The following is a 26,450-nucleotide window of genomic DNA, read 5'->3' on the forward strand; positions in this document are numbered from 1 at the left end:
GCATACGGCTTTCATCGCTGCCATAGGTTTCGAGCTCTTCCTCCGGCAGCACGCCCGCTTCGATCAGAGCCGCGTAGAGCGCGATCGCATAGTGTCCGATCGACAGCAGGAAGCGGTCGCGTCCCTCCCACAACGTGTCCTCCGGCCGGTAACGAAGCGCATGGAAATAGGCGACGGCAAGCACGTCGGCGACACCCAGCGCCTGTCCAACATAACCTTGGCCCTGGACTTGACCCATCCGCACGGCGTGTCGGCGGATACGATAGGCTCGTTCGGCCAGGCTGACATTGCTGCCAGCGCGAGGCATCTCAAGCTCCGTTGTCCACTCAGCCATGGATTAGCATCCCACCGTTGACATCGATCACGGCGCCGGTGATGTAGCTGGCCAGATCGGAAGCCAGGAAGAGATAGGCGCCGGCTACGTCGCGCGCCTCGCCCAGCCGGCTGAGCGGGATTCCCTTGATGATGTCGGCGCGCATGGCGTTGGTCAGTTTGCCGCCGGTGATGTCGGTCTGGATCAGGCCCGGTGTGATGCAGTTGACGCGGATGCCTTCGGGACCGAATTCGCGCGCCATGGCCTTGGCAAGCCCCAGAACACCCGCCTTGGCAGCCGAATAGTGCGGGCCACCGAAGATGCCGCCGCCGCGCTGGGCCGAAACTGACGACATGCAGATGATCGAGCCGCCGCCATTTTCGCGCATGTTCGGGATGAATGCCTGGCTGAGATGGAGCACGCCGCGTAGGTTGACATCGAGGATGCGGTCCCAGTCAGCCGCGCTGATCTCCAGCGTCTTGACCGGCTGCGTGACGCCCGCATTGTTGCAGAGCACATCGATCCTGCCCAAGGTTTCTGTCACTTGCGCCGCCGCCCTCTTGCAGGCGTCGAGGTCCGCGACGTTGCACGCAAGGCCGATATGGTCGGGTCCAAGCGACGCAGCGGCGTCACGCGCTTGCCCGTCATCGAGGTCGAGTATTGCAACGCGAGCCCCGTGCTGTACCATCAGCGCTGCCGTGGAGCGGCCAATTCCCCGGGGGCCCGCGGCCCCCGAAATCACCACGGCCTTGCCCTTCAGCAACAAGTCGAACTCTCCTGCTATTTCTGTTTGCCGGCGATCTAAAGTCGGTAGAACCGGGCGGCGTTGTCATGGAACAGCGCGAGCCGCTCCTCGTGCGGGTGGGCGATCGTAATTTCCTTGAAGGCGTTCAAAATGGCGTCGAAGCTCGAGAACAGCTTGTCGACGGGGAAGTTCGTCGCGAACATCGAGCGGCCGACGCCGAAGGCTGCGATCGCCTCCTCGATGCTCGGCGCCGTCGACCTGCATGCCGGTGTGATTGAGAATGATCTGCACGTCGGGAAAGTCGCGCGCCAGTTCGAGGAACTCGCTCATCTGCGGATAGTAGAGCTGCGGGTCGAAGCTCAGCCCGCGCTTCGCCAGCTCCCGGAAGCCGCGCCGCCATTCGGGCGTACGACTGACCTCCGGCCGCGCCAGATAGGTCTTGGCGGGGTCGGGATGATAATTCATCGGCTGCCGCATGCCGCGGAAGTTCGGATATTCCATGTGGCGGTCGAGGAGGTCGCCGACGTCGGGTTGGGACAGGTCGGCATAGCCGACGATGCCATGCGGAAAGCCTCGCTTGTTGGCGATCTCCTGCAGCCAGCGCGTTTCCCCAACCGGATCGCCGGGATCGAGAAGCAGCACTTCGGCTCCGGTGGAAAGGGCACGAGCGATCCGGACGATCTGGCCTTCGTGGAGGGACAATTTGCGTGCCGGCATTATCGATGATCGCTTCGCCGATCGCTGGGTCGATCAGCTGGAGCGCTCCGAGCGCAGTTTCGCGCGTGCGGCGACGGCTGATCTGCGACCAGCCCGACCTCGCATGCACAATGCCGATGTTTTCCGCGACCGGACAGCTCGGGCAACAGCGCCAGCTCCTGATGCACCACCGCGATGATCGGGCTGTTGTGGTCGGCCTTCGACGAGGCGAAGCCAATCTCGCCGGCTTCGCGTGAGGTCAGCCCTGTGACGATGCGGATGAGAGTGCTTTTGCCGGCGCCGTTGCCGCCCAGGAGCGCGTGGATTTCGTCGGCCCGGACCTGAAAACTCACACCCCGCAGGACACGGGTTGCGTCATAACTCTTCTCGATATTCGCAGCTTCGATCAGGGGCTTCCTGGTCAATACCTGTCCAACTCCCGGCACGTTGCCGGCGCTACCCAAGCTTTGGGTTGAACTCGGCTCCATCCTGTATCTCCTTCCGGGACCACTGTGCGACCGATTGACATTCGGCTCAATTTTCGTTTCTTAACATTCTGTGTAGCTGAGCTTAACTGACGAGGACGAGGTCAGACATCAAGTTCAATTCGATGACGCATTTCGAGGCAGTCGCGCGGCTCGGCGGCGTGGCAAAGGCCGCTCAGGAATTGCAGGTGACACCTTCGGCGGTTAGCCAGCAGCTGCGGCTGCTCGAACACCAACTCGGGGTGCGGCTTTTTCAGCGCGAAAAGCGCCATCTCTCGCTCACGATCGACGGTGAGCGGCTCTTCCAGACCACGACCCAGGCTTTCGAATCCATACGCGAGGTGCGTAATGCCATTGTGCGGCAGCGCGAAAGCTTCCAGCTTAGCCTGCGCGTCAGTCCTTCCTTCGGCGAGAAATGGCTGGCGCCGCGGTTGGCCGAGTTCAGCAAGGGCTATCCGAGCTGGAATTTGCGCGTCGACGCCACGCCCAATTTCTCGGATTTCGAAACGGAGGTCATCGATCTTGATCTTCGTTATGGCGACGGCGGCTGGGCCGGCCTTTATTCGGATTGCGTCGTCAACGATCTGATCCTGCCGATGTGCTCGCCTTCCTATCTTGCCGAACTGCGCGCGATCTCACCGGATCCGCGCGAGCAGCTTCGCCATGCGCGGTTGATCGACAGTGTGAAGGCCTATTTCCGGTGGGATTATTGGCTGCCGTGCAACGGTATCCAGGGCGCCCGCATGACGTATCCCTATCGTTTCGACCGTTCGTCAATGTCGGTTCAACTGGCGAAGGACGGTGCAGGTGTGGTCCTGGAAAGCACATCCATCGCATTCGAGGACCTGGTGTCGGGTTCTCTGGTTCCGGTCTCGATAGAGTTCGAGGTCATCGAGTTTCCGGGATACTGGCTGGTCTGTCCTTCGCGGCATATGAACCGGCGCGCGGTTCGCCTGTTTTCGGACTGGGTGTCACGCGTGGGTAAGCGCGACACCGATCTGGCTCGCCGGTTTCTGGCGGATAAGCAACTGCGCATATCGTTCGAACGACGGCCTCATTTCGGGGCACGGGATGACAAAGCGGCGCCAATGGCGTGAACAGTTCGGCGTTCAAGACATGGCAAGACGAAGATTGACAGCACGTTGCGGTTGAGGAGCTGGCAAAACGCAGGCTGTGTGCAAGCGAATGGGTTGGCCCCGCTTTTCATTTTCCGCGTAGCCTGTGCCTGTGGCTGCCCGCGCCACAAGGCGTTGGTGCACAAATGTGGCATTAGGCACAATCAGCTCTTTGATGCCGCATGCTATGTCGGCCTTGCCGGGCAGCGAACGGACTCCGGGCGTGCGCACGGCGCAGCCGATGGCGACCTCGGTCTGCTGAGCCGAAAAGGAGCGGGCTCGCAGGCGACGTCCGATCAGCCCCTTGTAGCGATTTCGGTGATTAATGAGCTGGTCAACCCGTCCTGATCTCACGCCCGCACAGCAATTCTTGTTCCTGCGAGCGAACCCGATTTGTGCGGGCGACGGTGCGTTGAATACAAAAGGCTTGACCTGGGAATGTCATGTTCGTCCCACGCCGTTGAGTCGGGAATATCGCGTCCGTCTGAGCTATGAGCGAGGCGGATCAGCGAAAGCTGTCGTGCTGGAACCGGACATTCAGCTTCTTGGTGGCGAGAGAAAATTACCGCACGTCTACCGTGATCCACTCCGACTCTGCCTGTACCTGCCCAAAGCGCATGAGTGGGTGGGGTCGATGCGCCTGGACCAGACCTTTATTCCATGGATTGCGACATGGCTATTCTACTTTGAAGAATGGCTGGTTTCTGATGAATGGAAAGGCGGTGGCGAGCACCCCGATCCAGATTCGAGCGAGGTCATCCGCCGGGCCGTTCGCCGGGCCACGCGGTAGCAAGGGGAGAAGGCAAACAAGGCCTCACTTTTCGGTATCGGTGCGCGGTGGCAGGGTACCTGCGCGTGCGTGGCGATGAAGCGCAGCAGCCGGTTGACGGGCTCTCAACCTCATCGGGTCAGGGACGATAGTGGCACAAGGTGTCATCTGACCTTTAGCCATGTTCTGGGCGCCCTTCTCGTACAAGAGTGTTGTCAGATACCTCAAATGCGTTGAACGTGACGGTGTGATCTATGCGGACGGAGAGCCAGATGGGGCTGATAAACCTAAGTCACCGCGAGAAGCAGGCCATCGGCGCGATTAACAGCAGCGAGCTTCATGACTTGGTTAATCAGGCCATCAGTTCAGAGCACCTCGGAAAACTCAGCAGCCTACCACTCTACGACTGCGGAGAGTACGTGGCCACCAAGCTTCGGTACTTCGATCGAGCGCTTGCGGCGTATAGGATCGCGAAGTCGGCCAAGAAGCGCGAAGAGACGCTATATTCCGCTCACAAGGCCGGCAGTGATCTGACTTTTGCGTTCGCCCAGATAAAGCAACGCATGGAGGTCGAGGAACGCGAGAGCCAGCTATTTTTTGTCTACGATCCGACGATGCCTCCATTTGGTCTGACCCAGAACATGCAGGTTCGCGTCAGCTACCGGTGGCGCCGGGCGACCGGGGATGAATGGACTTCCGGGTCCATTGTCTTCAAGCACAAGGTCCGGCCCCGTTTGGACTGTCTTGCACTCGCTCAGCCGAAGCCTAAGCGAAAGCCGAGCGCCAGGAAGCTTGCGGAGAACCGTGAGAGTGACCTGCATTACGAACGGGAGCACTTTGAGCGGTTGGCTCATTGGTCAGTGCGCGACTATTTCCGGGCGGGCCGTGACGGAGCGGGCATTCCAGGTCAGTTTGAGGTTAGGCTCGGTGACGATGACCGGCTGAACAATTTCAGCGCTGATTTCTGGGGGCGCAACGTGAGCTCCTGAGGACTAGTCGCCCGCTATCGCGTTCTGCTGAAAATTGACGGGGACGATCCGGTTGTTTGCAAGAAAGAACTCACCGAGTCCATCGCGGTCGCCATGGGTTGGAATGCGATGAACCGCCCGCGATCGCGACCTTATGTGCAGCGGTGTTTGGCGCTTTTGGCGGTGCGGAGCTCGCGGGTTTCGGAAGTTTCTGGTCGTCGGGCCGGGTCGCGTGCCACTCCTCGAGCAGGCTCTTCTTGTGGTCCTTCACGGCACGAAGGGCAGCAGCCTCGCCGCGAAGGCTGCGCTTGCCGGCCACGACGCGAGGTTCTTCCTCGATTGAGATATTGATGTCGCCATCCTGTAGTTGGACCTTCACGTGGGGAAAGCCGGCGTGCTGCGACTCGTTCGGGTAGAGCACCATCTTAAAGCCGGTGTTCGCCTTGACCGTCACTTCGTCGAGACGGACCGGCCCTTCGGGCAGCGTGATCAGCCCGTCCTCAAAGCTCTCCATGAGCGCGGCGTGAAGCGGCTTTGAAATCTCTAAGGTTTCTTGCTCGGGCAGGACCCCTTGAGAGGCGAGCTGACGAGCCAGAGCCGCCTCGACTTCCTGCGCATCTTCACCAGCGTCGATGAGTTGCCTCGCTGCTATCGGGTAGGCGCCCGTCAGGGCCTCTTCGAGCGCCATGCCTTGGTTAATCATGGGCGCGGCGATTTTTCCCACACGCTCGCCGAGCGCAAGCTCCACGCGGGAAAACTTCGGCAATTCGTCGGTCATCAGATCAACACTCCATATCTGAACTGTGCCTGCAATTGACTCTTCCGTCACGGGAACAAAGATAGAACATATCGAAAAACGGAGCCGAGCGCGACGGGCATGGCCATGTCCTCGAACAGTCGTGAATTGCGCGAACTTCGGGGGCGCATCGCACGCCTGGAAAGCGGCTCTGCACGCCGGCGCGAGATCCTACTCTTCGGCGTCCCCGAAATCGCTCGCGTGCTGCTGGGAGGAGGGCTTGCGCTGGGGGCGCTGCATGAGGTCGCCAGCGGCGCTAACGGGGCCATCGACGGAGCGGCCGCCACCTTGTGGGCGGCCGGTGTCGCCGCCCGAAAGCGCGGCCGGATCCTCTGATGCATCACCTGTCGCAGCACCCCGGTGGATTCGTCCTGACCCACGACCACCTCGATGAGCTGGTGCCGATCGAGCCGGTGCTCATGGCCGATCGGCAGGTCATCGAATGGGAGAAGGACGATATCGACATTCTCAAATTCATGAAGGTGGATGTTTTGGCGCTAGGCATGCTCACCTGCATGATGCGCAGCTTCGATCTCCTGGCCGAGGGGGCCTCACGCTCCACCTCGCCACCCGGCCGAGGATCCCGCGACCTACGCCATGATCCGCAAGGCGGACACGATTGGGGTCTTTCAGATCGAGAGCCGCGCGCAGATCTCGATGCTGCCGAGGATCAAGCCACGCGATATCGTAGATCCCAGGCTGAAGGTGGAGCCAATCAAAGTCAAAACCCGCGACTTCAGGTAGCATTTTGGCTGACTAAAACGTATAATCGACAAATTTCGGTTGAAAATACGAATACGGCACCCCATATTGCGCGAATGCTGTACCGCCTCGAAATCGAGAACTTCTATTCCATCCGCGATCCACAGGTCCTCGACCTGAGGATCGGCAAGAACGTGCCGGATCTGCCGGAAAGATTTGGTTCGATCTTCCCGCGCTCGGAAGAGCGTGTCGCCAAGGCGGTTGCGCTGTTCGGGCCCAATGGCTCGGGCAAGTCGACCGTGCTGCGTGCCTTGGCCTTCGTGAGCTGGTTCATCGGCGAGAGCTTCCAGCACAAGGGTCCCGGTCTTCCCTTCGAGCGCTTCAACGACGCGGAATCCGCCAATCGTCCGATCCGGCTCGCGATCGAGCTGGGCGGTCTGCTCGACCTGAGTGGCGCCGAACGCAGCGCGGAGGAGATCGCCGTCGCCGACGATGTCGGAACCTTCCGCTACGAATTGCACTTGCAACCCACAGATGGCGTGATCAAGACCGTCACCCACGAAGCTTTGCGCATGAAGAACAACGGCCAGGGCAAGTGGCAGCGCGTCTTCGAGCGGGATGCCGACCGTAAGGTCCAGGGATCGAGGATCTTTCCGCTCAGCGGCTTCTCGCGGGTGGTCGACAAGGTAAGGGAGGATGCCAGCGTCATCGCGACCTTGGCACTCTTCGAACACCAGGCCTCCAAGGTCATCCTCGAGGCCGCCGCCGCCGTCTATCGCAACATCCTGATCGACCGCACCGATCTTGGCGACCAGGCCGTGATCACCTACCTCGCGCAGAACCCGCCGGTCGTGGCGGCGCTCAACCGGGAGCTGCAGCGCATCGACCTCGGTGTCGAGGAGATGCAGATCGTGCAGGCAGCAACCGGACCGGTCGCACTGTTTCGGCATCAGGGTCTGCATGTGGATATGCCCTGGGGCCTCGAGAGCCACGGGACGCGTTCCTTCATCCGCATCTTCCCCCTGATCCTGCTCGCCCTGCAGCAGGGAGGGGTGGCGCTTGTCGACGAACTGGATCAGTCGATCCACCCGCTGATCCTGCCGGAGATCGTCCGCTGGTTTTATGACCCGGAACGCAACCCCTATGACGCGCAGCTATGGATGACGTGCCACTCGGCGTCCCTGCTCGACGATCTCGCCAAGGAAGAGGTGGTCTTTTGCGAGAAGGACAGCCGGGGCCGGTCACAGGTGTATAGCCTGATGGACGTTGGCGCCGTTCGCCGCACCGACAATCTCTACAAGAAGTATCTCGGCGGCGTGTACGGCGCAGTCCCCCAGGTTGGATGAGGATGCGCCGTCCGACCATAAGACCGAAAACGCCGATCTTTCTGGGCTGCGAGGGGGAATCCGAACAGGCCTATGGGCAGTTGCTCAACGATCTGCTGCAGGCCGCCGGCCGTCCGGTTCACCTCGAAGTCGTGAACCTCAGCCCGGGCGCGGGTGACCCCACCTCCCGCTTGCGCCGCGCCGCACAAGAGATCGAGCGGAGACGCCGGCGCCGCTCGGAATTCGCGCGTCGGGCAGTGCTCCTCGACATCGATCAGGTGCAGAACGATAACCAACGTCGGCAACAGGCCGAGCAGCTCGCCAACCAGCTGGACATCCGTCTCATCTGGCAGGACCCCTGCCACGAGGCGCTGCTGCTGCGTCACCTCAACGGCTTCGCCCAGCATCGGCCGCCGACCACGCAAGCATCGGGAGTCGCCCTGCGTGGTGCCTGGCCTCAGTACGACAAACCCATGACCAAGATCCTGCTGGCGCGCCGCATCGGCCTTACCGATGTGCGCCGGGCCGCTGCAGTCGAGCCCGTGCTCGCCGCCTTCCTCCACGATGTCGGGCTTCTGCCCTGACGCCTCACCTTGAAAGCACGCCGATGTACAACCTCTTCGTATCCGGATGGGAAGATCAGTAGAAAGGCGATCCCTGCGTGCTCGACGCCAGCCGCTGCGTTCGCCACCATGAATACACCGACGAGCAGATAGCCCAGCAGTTCGGCGCCCTGGACGAGGAAGCGCTGAAGGAACTGACTCGTCTGCCTTCCATCTTCGCTTACGAAGCCGGCTGCAAGCTCGACCCCAAATTCGGCATCATCCGCGAGGTCACCGTACGCCGCGGCCAAGTGCGGATCGAATACGAGATCATCCCTGTAGATCCGTTCCTGGTGGCGGCCGATTTCGATGCCCTCAGCTTCGAGCTCGATATCGGCAACTGGGAAATGAACCGCACGCATTGGGCGGTCAAGAATGTCAACCTGCCCAAGGAACTCCATGCCGCACGCGGCATCGTGCTGCCGTCATGGACCCAGCAGGCCGGGAGGGCCGTCGACATCACGCGGCACACTTTCGATGTCGGCCTCTCTTTCCCTGGTGAGGCGCGCGGACTGGTCGAGCAGGTCGCCCGCGAGCTTGAAGCACGCGTCGGCCCCAATGCCTATTTCTACGACAACAACTACGTGTCCCAGCTTGCGCGACCCTCGTTGGACACCCTCCTGCAGGACATCTACCGAAATCGGTCCAAGCTGATCGTTGTCTTCCTCGGCGAGGACTATCAGCGCAAGGATTGGTGTGACGTCGAATTCCGTGCCATCCGCGAAATCATCATGGGGCGCGAAGATCAGCGCGTCATGTTCGTGCGCGTGGACGATGGCGCCGTCGATGGAGTGTTCCGCACCGATGGCTATGTCGATGCGCGCCGTTTCGTACCGGCTCAGATTGCCCAATTCATCGCTGAGCGCGCCGCGCTCATTGCCTAGCCGTCAGCGAGCGCATTCGGCGGCAGTGCCACGCAGCGGCGGTCGACCATGACGTGGCGGCGCTTGGGCGCGCCGGGATCGGTCAGACGTGGCGTCACCGAGACAATGGCCACCTTCCAATCAGGCAGCCCCGGTTGCGGCGCTTCCATGACGCCCGACAATACAGTGAGGCCGCGGCGCTCGAGTTCGGCCACGCATTTCAGAATGTCGTTGTAGAGACCGCGCCGCCCACGCTCGGACGGCGTGGGGTCTTCCACAATGTCGGAGAGGATGAACGACGCCAGATCGAGCCACTCGCCGAGATTGTATCATCACATCAGGTCGGTAGATGAGATAGGCTTGGCACTTGGCAGCCTCGCGGATCCGTCCGTTCTTGAGCTGCCATTCGAGAATGGCGACACCGATTCAATCCGATCTTGTCTAACCCAAACGAAGGCGGAGACCATTTACGACTTACATCGACCCGCTCACGCCGCATCCTCGGGACGACGTTCGTGAACATCGGTCCGAAGGCTCGATATCAACCTTGAACGTCCCAGACTGTGGACCCTCCCGTCAGCCCATTTGCTATGCGGGAGTTTCACAGTTTGGTCCTGCGGTGCAGGAACGTCGGGCTTGGAAATGCGGACAAAAACGTCGGCGCGAAGTAGACTGATGCTTCCGCCCGCTTCAACTGCCAGGTCCCTTCTTCCGCCTCGCCTTTGCCGCACCGATGGCTAGGCTGCTTCTGAGAGCGAATCATCGCTCGATCATGGAATGGGCCTGAGGAAGCCAACACAATGAACGACGCGGCGTCTCAGATCGCGGCCTCGCTTGCCATCGACCTTGACGCGGGAACGCCGGGCCGGCGCGCGATCGCCGGCTTTCTCGTGCAGATCTTGCGGAGCGTTCACCTCGGCCTCGAGATGAGCATCGCGCTTTCGCCTGTGGACGGCAGCGCCCAGATGATTTTGCATCTCGAACCCTCCGACGGCGGGGACCACAGGCTTCTTCGCGGACCACGCGACATCGTCGAACAGGTGAAGATGCGCACCGGCCGGGGTAGATGGTCCAGCAGTGAGGTCGCCTCAAAGGTGTTTCCCGACTTGCTGCGTGCGGTTCATATCGCTGCCGACCAGACATTTCGCTTCGTCACCAACAACGGGGCCGGCCTTGCTACGCTTCAGGGCTACATCGCGTCGCGCGGGCGGGCTACTGGCAAACCACATCGATGGGGCTCTGAACGCCTGACGACGGCAGAGTTTGAGCGACGCCTCGCGAAATTTGCTGGCCTAGACCAGGTTACCGCCGAGTTGCGCCATCTGCTCGATCGGCTTGAAATCCACGTATTCAATCCAGCGGCGGCCCAGGACGAGATCGACAAGGTGCTTACCCCGCTCATCGAGCCCGGCGAACACGTGAGTGACAAGCGCCATCAGTTGATTGGCCAATTGATGATGCTCGCAACGAATGGGGCAAAGCTGTCGTCCGCAGACCTGCTCGCCCTGGTTAGTCCGCGAGCGCACCGCCTGCTTGCACATATCCAGTCCTTGCCGACGCTGCTCGGCAATCATCTGCAAGAGGACGCCCGCCTCATCGGCTACGCCGTTGAACTACAGGTGCGTCGAGCTCTGCCCGATGTCGTGGCCGATCTCGCCGTCCTCTCGGGCGAGTCCGGACAGGGTAAGACTTGGTCACTCGCACAACTCGCCTTCGAGCAGATCGATCGCGGCGAGCTCGCTATCCTCATGCGCGCGCCCGCGACAATCGAGGAGGTTCTCGACTTCATCGCGGAGCGGATCTGGCAACCGGCGCATCCGGATCTCGCGCCGATCGCGGTCATGGCCAAAAGCCTGCGCGAGGCGCTCCGTCGCGCCGACGGGACGTGGCTCACCCTCTATGTCGATGACGTGCAGGATCGGACCTTCGCGGAGCGGCTCGCGCGAGCCAGGTGGCACGAACATGGTGTGCGCATCGTCATCTCGGCCCAGCCGCGCATTACCGAGGCGATCCGCTCGGTTCGCCAAGATTTGCAGATCATTGAGATCGGCAATTTCCGGAGTGCCGAACTGCGCCGCTTCCTAACCGTACATGGGCATGCCACGGCGCTGGAGACCACGCCCGACGATGTTTTCGAACTGCTTCTGAAGCCGGTGCACGCTAGCATTATTGTTCAGTTACCCAAACGCGATGCTTGGGCGGGCGTATCAGAGTATCAGCTGTTCAACGCCTATTGGGACTACGCGAGCCTGGATGCCCGCGAGCAATTCGACCATCCCAGCGACCGACACTGCCTGAGGTCGCTGGCCGGCCAACTCCTGACAGGGCAAAGCCACTATCCTTGGCGTATCGGCGAGATGCGGGCCGCGGGGCTCGACGATCCCGCAATCCTGCGCCTTGAGCAGGTCGGGCTTTTACGGCGCGTGGTAGCCGACCGCATCGCTTTCGCCGCGGACCGAATGCTCAACTGGGCGGTCGCGGAATCTTTGGTCGAAGCAATACTGGAGGATGGATTGTCTCCGACGGAAGCCGAGGCCCGTTTTGCCTCGATCGACGTTCTGCGAACCAAGAGTGGCGAAGCGATCGGCACGCGTCTTGGCTATGTCTACTTCGACGCATTGTGGCTGCTCGCTGGCCAGAGCGAGCCCGAGTTCGTTGCCATGCTCATCCGTAAGCATATCGCGCGGATGCACCCGGAAGACCATGCCGAGGATCAGTGGACAAACGGCTTCGGCAGCCTGGGCCCGCGCATCCTTCCCGCCCTGGAATATCTCGCCGCCCACGAGCTCGGTGAAGAGGGTGATACGGAAATCCTGAGGAATCTTCCATTCGCCCTCGCCAGCATCGCAGTCGCGGATGCCCAGCCCGTCGAGGACCTGATCGAGCGCCAGATCACGTCGGGCGTCGAGCGCATCGTCGACATTGGAGTGCGGGCGGCCCGCATGGTGCCGGCTCCGAGAGCGCTTGACTCGATCTGGGGCGAGCACCTTGCGCGCACGGCCGCCTACGACGAGGCCGCAACCACATCGGATGTCGAGGTACGGTCGCTCGCGATTATCCGGCGGGAGTTGAGTTCCGATGCGCTGCGCATCGCCGTTGCCGCAGCCCCGGAGTGGCTCGACAAGAAGCTGGCCGCCGAAACGGACGTGACGGCGATCGACCAGCTGTTGTGGCGGCTCAAGGATGAGAAATCGGTTGACGGAGATACGGCGTCAGCGATTTGGAACAGGCATCGCGAGCGGTTGGTGGCCCTAATGACGTCCTCGAGCGCAGCGCTCGTAGAGGCAATAGGCCATTTCCGCGAAACGTCCTTGAGTACGGTACTTGACGCAGCCGGGACCGGTGCGCAGGAGTGGATGCCAGAGCGCATCTTGCGAAGCCGCGCACGGCTAGCGCCAAGCGATGCCATGCGGCAGCTGGCGGAGGGCAGCGACCTCTACGGCTGGAAAGCCTCCAATTGGTGGTTCGACTTACTGGCAGCGGCCGATCCAAAGGGCCTCGCTGACGCGATCCGCATGCGTGCGAGCAGGAGCGACGATCCACCGACCGAGCTCATCTTCTATTACCGCAACAGACCCGAGGCGATGAATGCCGAAACGCTCGACGAAGTTCTCGACGCTTTCACCGAAAGGCTCCGTGTCTTCAACGGGACCGGAAATCCCAACCGAGAGGAGGGGCGACTGCATCACCCCTTGGACTTCCTTCCTCGCCTCTGTGAACCTTGGCAATTCGACAGACTGAGAAGTCGTGCCGGCACGGCGCTCGAGGCCGAATTGCTGACGTTCGCTGCACGGCGTCGCGGCCGCATCGATATGACGCGCGATGTGACCGGCGGCCATTGCGAACGCATTCTGGCGATGATCGCTGGGCCGGGGTTCGATGACTTGGTGGTGGCCGAGCTCGCAAGACCCAATACCTTTGGTCGCCAGGATGGCTTTATCGCCGCCCGCTGGTCTGAGGCACACGCCGTCACGAGGTCGCTGTCGGCAGCCCTGGTGGACCCCGACGCCCAGTCCGTTGGCCAGGTCCTGTACATGGAAGCGCTCGCCGTACACGGTTGCGACGCGCACATCCAAAGCATGGTTCGAACCGGCTCCCCCATCTATTTGAATGCTGCGGAGATGCGCTCGTCGAACGGCCGGGACACCTCGGCGCTCCGCCTCCGCATCACGAACCTTCTCGCAGCTGGCGACGCACAATCTCTCGACACTGCCGCAGCTCTGACTGGCTTCCTACGAGCCGCGGAGGATGCGTCCCGCCTAGTCGCAACCTTCCTGGAACCAGGGACCTCCCGCCAAATCAGAATCAGGATACTGGCGTCGTTTCGGGCGCTGGGCTTCTACACGCCCAGAGTGCTTCCGCTGGCGCGCGAGATGATTGCCGGGCAGATCCACCAGGAGGCACACCTCGTCGCTACCTACCTCGGCGAACACGGAGACGAAGATGCCCGGCGCGCCGTTATTGACTGGCTCTCGGAGCAGGACATAGGGAGTTCATCATGGTCGGGCCAAGGTTACCTGCGCCCGCTCATCGACCACCCCGAGGGCAGGGCTGCGGTCGTCAGCTTCTTGCGGCGCTCGCGGACCAACGGGCACCTGATCGTTGACGGAGGGCTTATGCGACTGCTGGCCGAGGCGGGCGACAGCCGGGCTCGAGACGAGCTGCTGCGCGCGGCTTACCGCCACTCGGGGTTTGACCGCGGGAACGCGATCGCGGCCATTCGCTATTTGCGGAATGAGGATCCGGACGAAGCCTATTTCGCCGCGCAGCGCTTGCTCACTCGCCACGAGGTACCAGCTTCGGCCGACCTGATGCTTGAGATCGACCCAGATCGCGCCGGCTCGGAACTCCTACTCCGCTACCGAGACGCAAAGCCTTCCCTTCGATTGGAACTCGAGCGGCGTCTTCGGCTGCATCTGGGGGGCGATAGGCTGGCAGCGCTACTCGCCCCGCTGGCGAACTCGCAGCGCTCAAAGGACCGAGTCTTGGCGGCTCAGGTAGCCACCGTCATCCCTTCGGCTGTGATGGTACCTTGGCTTGATCAACTCGCAGCCGAAACTCTGCCGGCCGTAAGCGATGCCGCCCGCGTGGCGCTCCGTCAACGTCACCTTGAAACGGCCGCGTTATTGCATCGCGATCGGCTGCTCGATTCGCCGAAACCTATCCAATGGGCTCGCTTGGTAAAAATCATGGAAATCGTCGATCCTTATTATCTCTGGGCGCGCAACGATCCGGTCAGCCTCAAGGGCGTCTTTGAGACGCTCCCCTATGAGTTTGTCGTCGAGGCCCGCCAGCTCCGTACGCGACTTCTCAAGGACCGAGAGAACGCGGCCAGATCGGACAAGGATCGTTGACGCGCCGCGAGCACAGTTGTGTGCAGCTCGGCTAAGATGGGTTCGATGTCTGGACCCAGATGGAATAAATAGAGCGCACTTGGTCAGGTCTGGTTTGTGCTGGTTCAAGCCTTCGCTGCCCGTCACGGGTCATGTAAGATAAGGCTCGTGGCGACCTCAGAGTCCGCTATTTCCAATTCGGAACCAGAAAGAAGTCCACTTCCGGGCAGCAAGGCAGCCGGCTGCAAAGCGCCTCGGCCATTCTCACCTGTTTTCAGCGAAGTCAGAACCTGCCGACCGTTCAGGTGAACTAGAACAAAGTGTTGTGCCCACTTGATCGGGAGGACGACTCCCTGCAAATCATCTCAATGGTGGAACAGGAGTCCAGCTCCGAAATCGCGCGCGGTTCGAGCCCAGCATCGCGGGGGCCAGCCGGTGCCTATATCGAAGGTGAGCTCGGCGCGCTATATCTGCTTGCGCTGCTGACGGGCAATCGGGCACCGGGCTTGCCTGACGCCCGGGTCGTCAGCATTCGGTTCCAGGGCACGGAGCAGGGATTCAAGCTCGATGACCTGATAGTTTCGGGCGTGGGATCGGCGGGCGACTTCATCCTCGAAATCCAGTCGAAGCGGGATATTACCTTCTCGCCTGGCGATAGCGTCTATCAGGACGTCGCGTCGCAAATTGCGCTGAGCACGGTGGGTTCTGTCCCGGAGGACCGGCATCTTCTCGGCATCGCGACCCAACGGACCAGCCGCAAGATTTCGGGCGCCTATCAGGATGTGCTCAAATGGGCGCGAACTGCGGATAGCGCAACAGCGTTCTTCAACCGCATCGACGCCAAGGGCGTCGCGAGCAAGGACATGCGCGACTTCGTCGCGACGACGCGAAAGCATTTGATCGCCGGCGGTATCGCTGACAATGACCAGGCGATCTGGTTGCTTTTGCGGCGAATGCTCATCCTCGAGTTCGATTTCGAAGCGATGGCGCCGATTGCCCGGGCCCATGGTCTGGCGCTCGCGCGGGTGGCGCTGGCAGACGAGGATGTCGCCCGTGCCGAGGCGCTATGGAGCCGGCTGACCGACCTGTCGATCAAGACCGGAACCACTGGCGGTAAAATTGATCGAGATAGCCTCAGGGCCGATCTCGCCGAGGCAGGGTTCCGGCTTGCCGGCGACCGCGATTATGGGCTGGCACGCGCCAAGCTAGCCGAACTCGCGCGGAATACGCTTTCCCATATCGGGACGAGCGTGGCGGGTGTGACCTTGCCACGATTGGAAGCTGTCGCTGCGGTGGATGACGCGTCCGAAGCGCATCGGTTCATCGAAATCCGTGGCGATTCCGGTGTCGGTAAGTCCTGGGTGCTTCGGCACGTCGCCGAGCGCGTGGCGCGCCAAGCGCCGATCATCGTGCTTGACTGCGACTCGACGCCGGCAGGCGGCTGGCTACCGTTCTCTAACGCGCTCGGTATTCCGGGTTCGGCGGGCGAATTCCTGACCGATCTGGCCGCTAGCGGCGCCGCGATGCTGTTCGTCGACGGCATTGATATGTTCGACGATCGAGGCCGCCAACGCACCATCATCGAGCTCATGCGCGCGGCGAGCACGATTCCGGGTTTTACAGTAATCGCTACCACGCGCACTGCCGGCCATGTCGATATCGAACCTTGGCTCGACGAAGAGATCGTTGCCGCCCTGGGCGGCGTGCAGCCGGTACCCGTCGGCCCCTTGTCGGACGATGAAGTCGCGATTCTAGTTAATCAGGCGCCGGATCTTCGGCTGTTGCTTGCCCCCCAACATCCCGCCGCCGGTCTTGCTCGTAATCTCTATCGGCTATCCCGGTTGCTGAAGGTGCCGAGCGCGACCGAGGTTCGGACCGAAGCAGCAATGGCCGATTCGTGGTGGAAGAGAGCGGACGGCGCGTCGGCTGCGGAGGTGCGCGCCGCGCAGCGGCTGCTGGCAGCGCTCGCGGCGAGTGCCATAAAGGGAGAAGACGGGGTCGAGCTGACCGAGGATTCTTCTGCTCGGACGCATCTGCTTGAGGCACTGACGCTCAAGGAAGTGCGCCGCGACCGGCTAAACTTCTATCACGACGTGCTGCGCGACTGGGCGATCGGGAACTACATCGCAGAGAATCCGAGCCGTCTGGCCGCACTCGATCTGACTGTGCCGGTATCGCCGCGTGTGGCGCGCGGTATCGAGTTCGCCGCACGTCTCGCGCTCGAGACGGGGGCAGATTGCAGCGCCTGGACCGATCTGATCGCTCATCTGTCTCCGCGAGGGGCGCACGGATCATGGCGGCGCCAAGCCATCCTCGCCTTGCCGCGGTCGGAGGCCGGCTTCGAATTGCTCGAAAAGTGCAGCGCTGGTCTATTGGCAGACGACGCAGCTCGCCTTATCGAATTGTGCACGGCGATCGCGGCGGCCGAGACCGTGGCGACGGCAGACTTGATGACGATGCCGGACGGCTCCAAGGTCAATCTGCCGCGCTCGTATCGTACAAATAATACCGGGTCGGCAGTTCTGGTCCTGCGCTGGGTGGTGGCGCATGCTGCTGAGATTCCAATGTCGGCGATCGGCGCGGTGGTCGAGCTGGTCCAAATACAGGTCTATTTCCTCAAGCACCTTCGACCGTTCGCCGAGCAGACGGCCATCATGCTGTTTGGCTGGCTGCGTCAGCTTGATGTTCGCGACGCCGAGGTGACGATCCCCGGAGAGCGAAGCCTCGGCCGGGCGGCGAGCGACGCGTCGCGTAGCACGATAGAGCAGTTGCGCCTGATTGCGGTCTTGCTTGGCGAATTCGCGCCCGATCAACTGAAGACTTATTTAAGGGAGCTCGGCGCCGAGGGGGACAGCTACAAGGTCAAGGCGATCCGGCCGTTTTCCAAGGTGATCGCGCCGGTTGCGCCGGCCGAGCTTACGGACCTCATACTGTCGAGCCTCATTGACAAGCGGGAGCGGCGCGGCCGCCATGACCGCTCGATGGAGCGAGCCTTCACCTTCGCCGACAGCGACTATCTGCCGGCCTCGCCGGCGCAGCCGCCATTCCTCGATCTGTTGGAGTCCGGCGCTGCTGAAGGGTTGAGGCTGATTCGGACGCTGGTTGCGGAAGCGATAGCGTTCAACACCGACGGGTTTGCCCCGGAAGACGACGGCTACACCGTCGATCTCGGCCATGGCCCGCGCTTCTTTCCCTGGACTTCGAGCTACTTGTGGTCTCGCGACCAGAGCCACGAATATTCCGCGGCCTCCGGACTGAAGGCCCTCGAGGCGTGGAGCCAGCAGCGCCTCGACGACGGTGTACCCGTCGATGAAGTGCTCACCGACATCCTTGGACCCGAAGGCAGCTGTGCGGCCTATCTGCTGGTCGCAATCGACGTACTGCTGTCGCATTTCAGTGTCGGTCGTGACGTTCTCGCGCCGTTTATCGCAGCCCCTGTGCTGCTGTCTGCCGACCGCGCGCGGCAGACCCATGATCAAATCGGGTCGGGAATTGATTTCCCTATTGGGAAAGAGCCGGATGGAAAGGTCAAACTCGCCGACTTGAAAGCCCGCCCGTCACGGGGTGCGTCCTTGCTTGACATCGTCCCCAATTATATGGGCGACGACACCATTGCGAACCGTCTGCGTGAGCAACTGGGCGCCGCGATCGAGAACTTGGAGCCCTATGAGCCTTATTCGAACTGGGGCGATACGCGGTTCATCGCCCGCTGTGCCAACAACATGCTTCAACGGTCGAACTGGACAGACATCGGGGAGGGGAAGCTGGCCTATCAGCCGCCGGCGGATGAGGCCGCCCATCTTGCGGCGATGGAGAAAACGCGGGGCGAGTTCCTTCGATCTAGCGAAATCGAGGCGCGCGTCAGTCTGGCTATGGGCGGAGAAGGCGAACACGCCAACGCCTCAACGGCACGCGATGCGGTCGAGTATGCGGAGGGCGATCTTCCCGACGACAGTGATACCGATGCTCTCAAATCGCGCTCGACGAGGCTGGTCACGACTGCCCTGCTGGTAGCACGCGATGGGGATGACGATCTGCTCGTGACGCACGAGAAATGGGTTCGTCAGGTCATCTCGATCGCGTTGGAAGAGCAGTCCGATCGCGGGGGTGGTTCGCAGCTTGCGCTGCGCTTCAACCGCCCGGCGATCGCGACGCTTGCGCTGATCCATCTCTGGGGGCGCAAGGGGAGCAAAGCGGACCGAGATGCGCTGATCCGGCTCGCGACCCGCAAGGACCGCAGCGCCGCGCCGGCATTTTCCGCCGGCCTTGCGCGGATCCTCGAGATCGAGCCCAGGCTCTTCAAAGCGGCGATGCGCGTAGCCTTCGCAAGCACGACCTGGCGCTGGAAGAGCTATCAGGAGGAGGACGACGCCGAGCATGCGCGTTTCGAAGCAGAGCGGGCCGCGGCAATCGATGCAGCGGTCGCAGCCGAGGTCGCCTGGCTGGATGGCGGCGCCGAATCTGCGTGGCCGACATGGCCCAAGGAGCGTCCACATCTGCGTCGCGGCTCGCGTATTCGCGTTCCTAGACCAGTCCCACCGGCACAGTTCGACGAAGACGAGGCGATTGAGATCGTCCACGTCGACAGCGCGGCTGCGGCGCAGTGGCTGGCGATGATGCAGGCCGCGCCTAAGGGATCGATCGGCTGGCGGCAGGAGGTGGTCGCGGCCTATGCTGACTGGACCGCGCGGATGAACGGGTTGGGGCTGTCGGTTGATACCGAGATCGACCGCGATCCCCACGACTGGAACCTGCACTATTATGCGCTGTTCGCCGAGCGGCTACTCGACGGAACGCCTATGTCGTTCGATTCCGATCTGAAGCTCGTGACCGATTTGCCAGACGAGCCCTTCTGCGAGGTCGCGCAGACGGTCATGCATGCGGCCGACGCGCTCTATTTCAATGATCTCCAACGTACCGCTTCTCGGCCTGCCGATCTGCGCGCCAAGCTGGTGGAGCGGGTGATCGCGCTCAGGCGGTGGGAATATGCCGGCGATCCGGCCAGCTCGCGGATCGACATAGAAAGTGGCGGCATCATCGCGAAGATGCTCCTCAATACCCACGATCCATTTAACGGGACGCATAGCTATCTCCCGCCATTTCTCTTCGACCGCATCGACCCGCTGCTAGCCACAATGCGCCCCCTGCTGAGGGGCGGGCCGACGGTGTTCGTGGCGCTTTGCACTATGAAGCTGCTCCTCGTTGCGCCCCGGGCGCGACACCTCGACTTTGTCCTCGATGCAGTGGAGGCCTGGTTCGATCGCACCCGCGCGGCGGGCCTGTGGATCACCGCTGGCATCGGTGGTCGCGTCGTGCGCTGGTTCGATGCCGTGTTCGCCGAACAACCGAGCCTGCTGATCCAGGCGCATCCCGCGCGGGGCCGGATCGACCGCGCGCTGGGCAATCTGATCGGGGTTGGCGTCGCCGAGGCGCATGAGCTCGAGTTGCGGGTGGAAGCGGCTGCGGGCGACCCACAGGCATCGGTCGCGCGTCTGGATGGGAGAAGCTGAGTAGGTCCTCCTACGCGATCGGCGCGCAAGGCGAAATCGCGGGACATCAAGCATCGGCTCAAACAGCTCGGCCAGCGGAGGGTGAGTCGGATTGCAGATTAGCGTTCGCGCCGGCCAATGTGAAAATGGAAGCGAAATATCTTGCGCTGGGGTAGATATTGCTCCGCCCGCATAATTGCTGGCTATCTTTCGCTGTGCCAAGGCTGAGCTCGTGGATATTCTCGACTCACAGATCAATGCGCCGAGCAAGTGGCAAACCTTCGAGGACCTGTCTTGCGCCTTGTTCGCGGAAGTATGGAGGGATCCAACCGCGCAGAAGAACGGCCGGATCGGCCAACCGCAGCACGGCGTCGACGTATACGGCTCGCCCGAATGGAAGCCGGGTACATACTTCGGTGTTCAGTGCAAAGGCAAGGACCAAGGCTTTGGCGGAAAGCCAACTAAGGCCGAGTTCGATATCGAGCTCGGCAAAGCAGAGGCGTTCGCACCACCACTCGGGAAATGGTATTTTGCGACGACTGCCGAGGTCGATGCGGATCTCCAGGAGCACGCCCGCACTGTCTCCGCGGATCGGGTTGCCGTCGGCAAGTTCGAGGTAGATATTCTTGGCTGGGGCGCTCTCAAAGCCTTGCTGGCAAAGCATCCATCGGTCATCCGCCAATTTTACCCTGAGCTTGCGGCAGGCGCGGCTGATCTCGAGCGTGTGGCTGAGGCCGCCGAGGCCGCCTTGGGGTCAATCGAGGACCGCTTGCGCCGCGGCAGTGAAAGTCTCCAACTGCCCCGGTCGCATCTCGTTGCGCGCGCGTCGGTCTATCTTGCTGAGCATAATATCGTCCGCGTCACAGGTGAGGGCGGAGGTGGCAAATCGGCTATCCTGAAGCGCCTGGCACTTGAGCATTTGGGTCCGCTTTTTGTTCTGAAAGACAATAGGGTTCGGGCAGGCTCGCTCGCCGAATACCTGGTGCAACTCGGGATCGGCGAGACACCTACAAAGCTGTTCGAGCGCCTCGGACGCGGTGGCAATTTGCTGGTCCTGATCGACGGGGCCGACCGACTCCTGCTCTCGGAGCGGCGCGGGGTCGTGACCGACCTGCTGGCGCTCGCGGCACGTTATCTGGATGCCGGCAATTGGCGGATGATTACTTCCGCTCGCGCATATCAAGACCGGGACTTGGTGCTCGCCGCTCTCGATGACGCGGGGATCAGCAAGTCGGCGAGCCTTCCGGTCGATGCGATAGAAGAGGAGGATTGTGAAGCAGTTGCGGAAGCGTTCCCGGCCTTTGCATCTTTACTCAGACGGAATGATCTTGCCCAGCAGAACCGGCGGCTCTTTCTTCTTCGCGAGCTTTTAAAACTCGACGTACCGCCCGAGGGGCGCATTACCGAAATGGATTTAGCAGGAAAATGGGCTAATGCAGATCAGAATGATGCCCGCTTAACCGTTTGCCGGACCAAGGCTCTGTCGCAGATGGGGCGGTGGCTTGTCGAAAATCCGACGCGCGCGCCTGGGAGCTCCGTTTTCGATCCGGAAGGAGCGCTCTGCCTCATAAGCGAAGGCACGCTGCTTTCAGACCCTCGTGCCGACGCAATCACGCTTGCTTTTGACGTACACGAGGATTGGCTCATCGCCCGTGGTCTGCTGCCCGACTGCGACCGGCTTGGCGAACGTTTGCGCGACAGCGGTGAGCCGTTGTGGTGGCTTCGAGCGGTTAGGCTCCTCGGACAATTGTGTCTCGAGCAAGGCCACTATGTCCGTTGGCGCGAAGTGTATGCGGCGCTCGAAGCCGACACCTCAATAGATCCTGCCTGGGCTCGGGCCTGGCTCGTCGCGCCGCTCTATACCGAAGCCTCTAGCGCAATCCTTGACGATCTCGGTTCCGCCCTCGAAGCCGATGACTTCCGGCTGATCCGCCGTCTTCTTGACTCGCTCCTCGTATCCGAGACAAGGCTAGACGAAACGCTCCTACACTCTCCTCACCTTGCCCATTTTAGCGAAAGCCAACGCTACGCGATCGCAACCTATGGCAAGCAGCCGGTGTGGCGAAGCTGGGTTCCATTTCTACGTTGGTCGCTGCCGAAATGGTCCAATTGGCCGAAGAGTCTTGTTCCTCAGCTTGCCGAACCTGCGCGCGTTTTCTGCCGAGCAACGCTCAACTTCCCGAACGCCCATAGCCAGGCCATAGGACAGATCGTACGCCCTTGGCTGGATGAGATCGAGGAATGCCGTCACCTGCTCGGTTGGAGCGATAGACGCGAGCCTTTCGGGATCGATTTGCCGGACCGCGACGCTTGGAAGCTAATCGAAGAGAAACTTCGGCAGGCTCTGATATTCTGCGCTGAGTCGGACGCGCGCGGTGTCGAAGCCTATCTCGCGCGTCTGGCTAATGATCGGCGCCTCGGCAGCCCGCGACGCAAGTTGCTGAAATCCCCTGGTTTCCTGGCAGGTAAGTTTCCAGCCACGTGGGCCAAGCTTTGCGCCTGCCATTATCTGCCGCCGCGACGCCGCTCGCGTAACGATCAGTCGATCCTCGGGCGTGAGCTATTTAGTTTTTCCGACGCTCATAGCTCGGGGCTCCCTGACGGTCAGAGTTGCTACCCGCCTGGCCCATCACGCGCGGGTTTCCTTGAGTTGTTCGAGGCCGACGAAGTGTTGGCGCTGGATCTTTTCCATCGAATCGAACGGCGAGCCTCGGTCTTCTGGCGCTGGTACGCCCGCTGCCGCGACGGGGAACAACCGCTTGCGCTGACGCTCAAAATCGATGGGCATACCATCGCTCTCTGGGGTGACGAGACCGTTTACCGCTGGTCCCGAGCCGTACTCGGATCAAATATCCTGGGTTCGATGCATCTCGCGCTCGATGAATGGATGCATCGGCAAGCATCCAACGGACGGGATGTCGGCGACCTTATTAGGCTCGCTCTACAGCCCAACGGTCTGGTGGCGACGGCGGGTCTGTGTATTTCTCTCCTCAAGGCGCATGTAAACACGCCGGGTGCGATTGATCACGCTGCGCCATTTCTCGGGACGCCGCGGTTCTGGAACTACGACATTCGCAAGCATATCGACGACCAACAACCGGCGCATCGCATAAGCTACAGTTTCTCAGAGCGTGATCACCACTTCGATCAGGTCGAGGCGATCTTCGAGCGACATAAGGCGCAGTCGCCGATGTCGCACACGTTGATGCTTCCATTCCGCCTGAAGGCGGGCGAGACAGTCCAAGCCGAGTTCGACGCCTTGCGTGGCACGTGGAGTTTGGAGGATCTCGCCGAAGATAAGCGACAGCCGGCCGATTCATCATGGGTCGCGGCGAACGGGGAGCGGTTCGCACGCATCCTCTCCGACAGCGACCAGAATCAGGTCGAGATCAGCTACAATGAGGCCAAGCAGCGTATCGAAGCCCATATCAATCCTCCGGCCGAGCAGCTCAAGGTCATCGAGGCTGCAGAAGAAAACCGCCGCAGAATGGGACAGGTAAATCGGTTGGCGATGTGGGCAGTCCACTCGCGCGAGAAAGGTGGTATCGAGGAAGGCTTGACCCTCGAAGAGGCTATCGAACTAGCTGATCAAGTGATGGCCGAACCGCCCGAGGATGCCGATGATGGCGGATTCGGACTGGCCCGAAAGATGACCTCCTTCGCCATTGTTGGAGCAGCAGCAATTGTCGTCGCAAGGGCCGACATGGCGTTTCTCGATGCAAGGCTCGAATGGGCTCGCGAACGGCTTGAGGCGGGTTGTCAGAATCGGCGCTCGCCAGCGGAAGAACACTTTACTGTTGATGAGGCGCTACTCAGCTTCGACCCTCAGGATATAGGAGCATGGGGGCTCGCCGCGTATGCCTGCCGCCAGCGCAACGACGCCATCGAGCGGCGTGTCCTCGAACTTGCCGTCGATCGGCTGCATGGCCTTCAAAAGGCAGTGCTCGATGGACTTCTCTGGGACGCAAACCCGGACTTTGCTCGCCGGGTGACCTTTGCCACGCTGGATGTATGCGTGATCGACATCGGCCATTTCTGGTTTCAGGGCAGCGAAGAAAGGGCTGCGAGACGCATGGCGAGGAGGCGATTGAAGATTATCAAACGCGCTGCAACGCCATGTCCGGCAAACCGAGTTCCAGACCTTCCGCCGGCACCCTATCGGTCTCAGTGGGTACGCGGTCGCAAATGGTATCATCCGCCGCGCCGCGTTCGGCTGATCTCGCCTGTCGTGCTCGACTGGGGACGCGTGGCGGAAATTCTAGCCCGCCTCGACTGGCGTCGCCTTACGAGCGAGGCAACGGGGCGCGACGCTTTCGCGACCTATTTGAAGGGCCTCGTCGAATGGACACGGGACTATTCGGAAGACGAGGAGCCGCGGCAGCACGACCGCCGCTATCCCTTCGAATGGGCCCACAAGATGGCGAGCGAGGTCGGGCGCTTTGCGGCCTTCCACGGCGATGGGGCGATCTGGAAAAGTCTGACCCGGTTTGAAGAACGAGATCACGGCCGGGAACTCGTCGGCAACTATATGGAGGCGATCGCCCACGAACTAATGGTCAGCGAGCGGAGGCCCGACGCACGCTTCTGGTTCGCGTGGAAGCCCGCGGCGGAATGGGTCATGGCGACGGCCGTCCCATCTCGGCAAACCAATTATGATTCACTCGACAATTGCGTGGAGGCTGCAGGGTTCGTGGGCCCTTGGTCGACTCCAATTCCGCCCGGTTGGCTACATCTCGCAGATCTTCTGGAATGGATCGACACCTGGCAGCAATCGACACTTCATCTCCGCCGAGCGGCGTGGTTATCATTGCGTGTGGTCGAACGCATGTCGTTGGACGAGCGAGCTTCCATCTATACGCGATGGCTCGCCCGCCTTGTCGAGGCGCATGGCCGCGATCCGAAATTCTGGCAATATGATGATCTTGGCGACCGCGCCGCCGCGCTCGCGAAGCCGTTGGCCGATCACGCGGGCTGCGACAGGCCCGAGATCCGGCGCATATTGGCCATTATGGCCGACGCTGGTTCGAACGCTGCGCTTGCGATTGTCCCATTGTTTGCGCAGCGGAAGGGCCGTTAGCCAGGTCGCTCGACATCTCCGCGCTTCCCTAGCCCGGTAGATGTCGCCTGCTAACCTATCCGAAACCGAGCCATGCTAAACTTAGGCCTGACAAGGATGCTCTAACGGGTATAGTTCAGTCCGGACTGACCGTCGTTCGGCATCGGCCTGAGCAAGGTTGGACGCGGGGCTTTCGAGCAAGCGGAACAGCAGCTAATCGCGCAAAGCGCGCGGCTCTCGATTCCTGAAATCGATGCTCTCGCCGACGGGTTTGCACATGGCACCATCCAGCTGAACGACCTCCTGCATGGGCTGCTGAAATAATGGGACAGGCCAAACAAAAGAAGAGCCGCTACCAGCAACTGCTGGAGGACAACCCGCTGTGCTGCCTTTGTGGAGGCGTGACCAAGTCGTCCACGGTCGACCACATCCCGCCTCAGGCGTGCTTCCCGCGTGGGTTCTTCCCGGAGGGTTTTGAGTTCCCCGCGTGTGAGGCCTGCAACGGCTCGACCAAGAGGGAGGACCAGATATTCGGCTACTACATGCAGATGGGAAACCCCGACCTGTTCACCAACGACTTGTGGTCGATGTGGCGGCTGCAGGATGGCATCAAGAACAACTATCCGGCCGCGCTCCTGAACACCAAGCTCAGCAATCAGGCCAAGGCGGCGGCACTGGCTGAAATGGGGATTCATGTGCCAGCGGACGCCGATTTGTCGAACATGCCGTTGGCTGGTGTGCCTGCAGAGTTTCCTGCGGCGGCCACGAGGATCGGGCGGAAGATGGCGTGTGCGATCTACTACAAGGAAACGGGCGGCAAGTTCCTTACGAAGAAGCACTACATCTGGACCGCAACGGTTCACAGCAGCCATCCGCGCGCGTCGCAGCTAACCGACTACGTGAATAGGATGTTGCCTGAAAAAGAGGTTGGTGGCCGGGGCAACATCAAGGATTACGGCAGGCGGTTCGGTTACCGTTACGGGTACAAGGAGAAGGGGGACTTCATGATCTCCACCTCGCAGTTTGGAGTCGGGTTCATCACGATCTGTACCAGTGGCATCCTTGATAAGGGCAAAGAGCGGATACCACCCGAGGAGCTTCAGACCATTTTCCCGACGCCCAAAGAGCGGGCAGCTGTCGCTGATGCAAAGGAAGCGGAGAAGCCCGCAGCTGCCCCAAAGGCTTGATTGAGC

16 protein-coding genes and 2 pseudogenes are annotated in these 26,450 nt (G+C 61.5%); 12 read left to right on the top strand and 6 right to left on the bottom strand.

Annotated elements, in window-relative coordinates; all coding sequences use genetic code 11:
• The 4 genes and pseudogenes from NKJ23_RS21130 to NKJ23_RS21145 form a co-directional block, all read right to left on the bottom strand.
• The coding region (locus tag NKJ23_RS21130) for a thiamine pyrophosphate-binding protein (RefSeq protein ID WP_502902560.1) at nucleotides 1-307 on the bottom strand (307 nt) is incomplete at its 3' end.
• Nucleotides 308-326: 19 nt separating this feature from the next.
• Nucleotides 327-1,079, bottom strand: coding sequence for an SDR family NAD(P)-dependent oxidoreductase (locus NKJ23_RS21135; RefSeq protein ID WP_352453729.1), 753 nt, complete (start codon nucleotides 1,077-1,079; stop codon nucleotides 327-329).
• Nucleotides 1,080-1,114: 35 nt separating this feature from the next.
• Nucleotides 1,115-1,775: pseudogene (locus NKJ23_RS21140) on the bottom strand (amidohydrolase family protein).
• Nucleotides 1,775-2,242 carry an ATP-binding cassette domain-containing protein gene (locus NKJ23_RS21145; protein WP_352457358.1) on the bottom strand — a complete coding sequence of 156 codons (468 nt, stop codon included), beginning with the start codon at nucleotides 2,240-2,242 and terminating at the stop codon, nucleotides 1,775-1,777. The pseudogene NKJ23_RS21140 and the gene NKJ23_RS21145 overlap by 1 nt, the downstream one beginning before the upstream one ends.
• 122 nt (nucleotides 2,243-2,364) lie before the next feature.
• On the opposite strand from NKJ23_RS21145, the gene NKJ23_RS21150 reads away from it, so the two are divergent.
• The 3 genes from NKJ23_RS21150 to NKJ23_RS21160 all read left to right on the top strand — a co-directional run bounded on the left by NKJ23_RS21150 (nucleotide 2,365) and on the right by NKJ23_RS21160 (nucleotide 5,112).
• Complete coding sequence (locus NKJ23_RS21150) at nucleotides 2,365-3,336, top strand: LysR substrate-binding domain-containing protein (protein ID WP_352457357.1); 972 nt, start codon at nucleotides 2,365-2,367, stop codon at nucleotides 3,334-3,336.
• A 343-nt stretch (nucleotides 3,337-3,679) separates the two neighbouring features.
• Nucleotides 3,680-4,144 carry a type II CBASS E2 protein gene (locus tag NKJ23_RS21155; protein ID WP_352682110.1) on the top strand — a complete coding sequence of 155 codons (465 nt, stop codon included), beginning with the start codon at nucleotides 3,680-3,682 and terminating at the stop codon, nucleotides 4,142-4,144.
• 251 nt (nucleotides 4,145-4,395) lie between these two features.
• A complete protein-coding gene (locus NKJ23_RS21160; protein ID WP_352682112.1) occupies nucleotides 4,396-5,112 on the top strand; it encodes a hypothetical protein in 717 nt (238 codons plus the stop codon).
• A gap of 70 nt (nucleotides 5,113-5,182) precedes the next feature.
• Here the strand turns inward: NKJ23_RS21160 and NKJ23_RS21165 are convergent, their stop codons facing one another.
• Nucleotides 5,183-5,869, bottom strand: a complete 687-nt coding sequence (locus NKJ23_RS21165; protein WP_352682114.1) for a DUF4160 domain-containing protein — start codon at nucleotides 5,867-5,869, stop codon at nucleotides 5,183-5,185.
• A 99-nt stretch (nucleotides 5,870-5,968) separates the two neighbouring features.
• Here NKJ23_RS21165 and NKJ23_RS21170 point away from each other — a divergent pair, with 99 nt between their 5' ends.
• From NKJ23_RS21170 to NKJ23_RS21190, 5 genes and pseudogenes are all read left to right on the top strand, one after another.
• The gene (locus tag NKJ23_RS21170) at nucleotides 5,969-6,223 is read left to right on the top strand and encodes a hypothetical protein (protein ID WP_352682116.1); all 255 of its coding nucleotides are present in this window, start codon (nucleotides 5,969-5,971) and stop codon (nucleotides 6,221-6,223) included.
• 5 nt (nucleotides 6,224-6,228) lie between these two features.
• Nucleotides 6,229-6,607 (top strand): annotated as a pseudogene (gene dnaE2 / locus NKJ23_RS21175) (error-prone DNA polymerase); the annotation flags it as partial.
• Between the two features lie 98 nt (nucleotides 6,608-6,705).
• Entirely contained in the window at nucleotides 6,706-7,935 is a 1,230-nt protein-coding gene (locus NKJ23_RS21180) for an AAA family ATPase (protein ID WP_352682118.1), read from the top strand.
• 2 nt (nucleotides 7,936-7,937) lie between these two features.
• On the top strand, nucleotides 7,938-8,498 hold the full coding sequence (locus NKJ23_RS21185; RefSeq protein WP_352682119.1) for an RloB domain-containing protein: 561 nt from the start codon (nucleotides 7,938-7,940) through the stop codon (nucleotides 8,496-8,498).
• Between the two features lie 77 nt (nucleotides 8,499-8,575).
• Nucleotides 8,576-9,400, top strand: a complete 825-nt coding sequence (locus NKJ23_RS21190) for a toll/interleukin-1 receptor domain-containing protein (RefSeq protein ID WP_352682121.1) — start codon at nucleotides 8,576-8,578, stop codon at nucleotides 9,398-9,400.
• Here NKJ23_RS21190 and NKJ23_RS21195 read toward each other — a convergent pair.
• Nucleotides 9,397-9,657, bottom strand: coding sequence for a hypothetical protein (locus NKJ23_RS21195; protein ID WP_352682123.1), 261 nt, complete (start codon nucleotides 9,655-9,657; stop codon nucleotides 9,397-9,399). The genes NKJ23_RS21190 and NKJ23_RS21195 overlap by 4 nt on opposite strands.
• Before the next feature lie 522 nt (nucleotides 9,658-10,179).
• On the opposite strand from NKJ23_RS21195, the gene NKJ23_RS21200 reads away from it, so the two are divergent.
• The 4 genes from NKJ23_RS21200 (at nucleotide 10,180) to NKJ23_RS21215 (ending at nucleotide 26,444) form a co-directional block, all read left to right on the top strand.
• Nucleotides 10,180-14,733, top strand: a complete 4,554-nt coding sequence (locus NKJ23_RS21200) for an ATP-binding protein (RefSeq protein ID WP_352682125.1) — start codon at nucleotides 10,180-10,182, stop codon at nucleotides 14,731-14,733.
• Nucleotides 14,734-15,080: 347 nt separating this feature from the next.
• The gene (locus NKJ23_RS21205; RefSeq protein ID WP_352682127.1) at nucleotides 15,081-20,222 is read left to right on the top strand and encodes an NACHT domain-containing protein; all 5,142 of its coding nucleotides are present in this window, start codon (nucleotides 15,081-15,083) and stop codon (nucleotides 20,220-20,222) included.
• A 211-nt stretch (nucleotides 20,223-20,433) separates the two neighbouring features.
• Complete coding sequence (locus NKJ23_RS21210) at nucleotides 20,434-25,278, top strand: NACHT domain-containing protein (protein WP_352682129.1); 4,845 nt, start codon at nucleotides 20,434-20,436, stop codon at nucleotides 25,276-25,278.
• A 302-nt stretch (nucleotides 25,279-25,580) separates the two neighbouring features.
• A complete protein-coding gene (locus NKJ23_RS21215; RefSeq protein WP_352682131.1) occupies nucleotides 25,581-26,444 on the top strand; it encodes a hypothetical protein in 864 nt (287 codons plus the stop codon).
• Nucleotides 26,445-26,450: the final 6 nt, after the last annotated feature.

Source organism: Mesorhizobium sp. M0184, assembly GCF_040322215.1.
Taxonomy (GTDB): domain Bacteria; phylum Pseudomonadota; class Alphaproteobacteria; order Rhizobiales; family Rhizobiaceae; genus Mesorhizobium.

Coding starts and splice junctions, on each gene's coding strand:
- NKJ23_RS21165 (WP_352682114.1), bottom strand. CDS start 5,869: ATGACCGACGAATTGCCGAAGTTTTCCCGCGTGGAGCTTGCGCTCGGC.
- NKJ23_RS21145 (WP_352457358.1), bottom strand. CDS start 2,242: ATGGAGCCGAGTTCAACCCAAAGCTTGGGTAGCGCCGGCAACGTGCCG.
- NKJ23_RS21170 (WP_352682116.1), top strand. CDS start 5,969: ATGGCCATGTCCTCGAACAGTCGTGAATTGCGCGAACTTCGGGGGCGC.
- NKJ23_RS21200 (WP_352682125.1), top strand. CDS start 10,180: ATGAACGACGCGGCGTCTCAGATCGCGGCCTCGCTTGCCATCGACCTT.
- NKJ23_RS21180 (WP_352682118.1), top strand. CDS start 6,706: ATGCTGTACCGCCTCGAAATCGAGAACTTCTATTCCATCCGCGATCCA.
- NKJ23_RS21205 (WP_352682127.1), top strand. CDS start 15,081: ATGGTGGAACAGGAGTCCAGCTCCGAAATCGCGCGCGGTTCGAGCCCA.
- NKJ23_RS21215 (WP_352682131.1), top strand. CDS start 25,581: ATGGGACAGGCCAAACAAAAGAAGAGCCGCTACCAGCAACTGCTGGAG.
- NKJ23_RS21150 (WP_352457357.1), top strand. CDS start 2,365: ATGACGCATTTCGAGGCAGTCGCGCGGCTCGGCGGCGTGGCAAAGGCC.
- NKJ23_RS21185 (WP_352682119.1), top strand. CDS start 7,938: ATGCGCCGTCCGACCATAAGACCGAAAACGCCGATCTTTCTGGGCTGC.
- NKJ23_RS21160 (WP_352682112.1), top strand. CDS start 4,396: ATGGGGCTGATAAACCTAAGTCACCGCGAGAAGCAGGCCATCGGCGCG.
- NKJ23_RS21155 (WP_352682110.1), top strand. CDS start 3,680: ATGAGCTGGTCAACCCGTCCTGATCTCACGCCCGCACAGCAATTCTTG.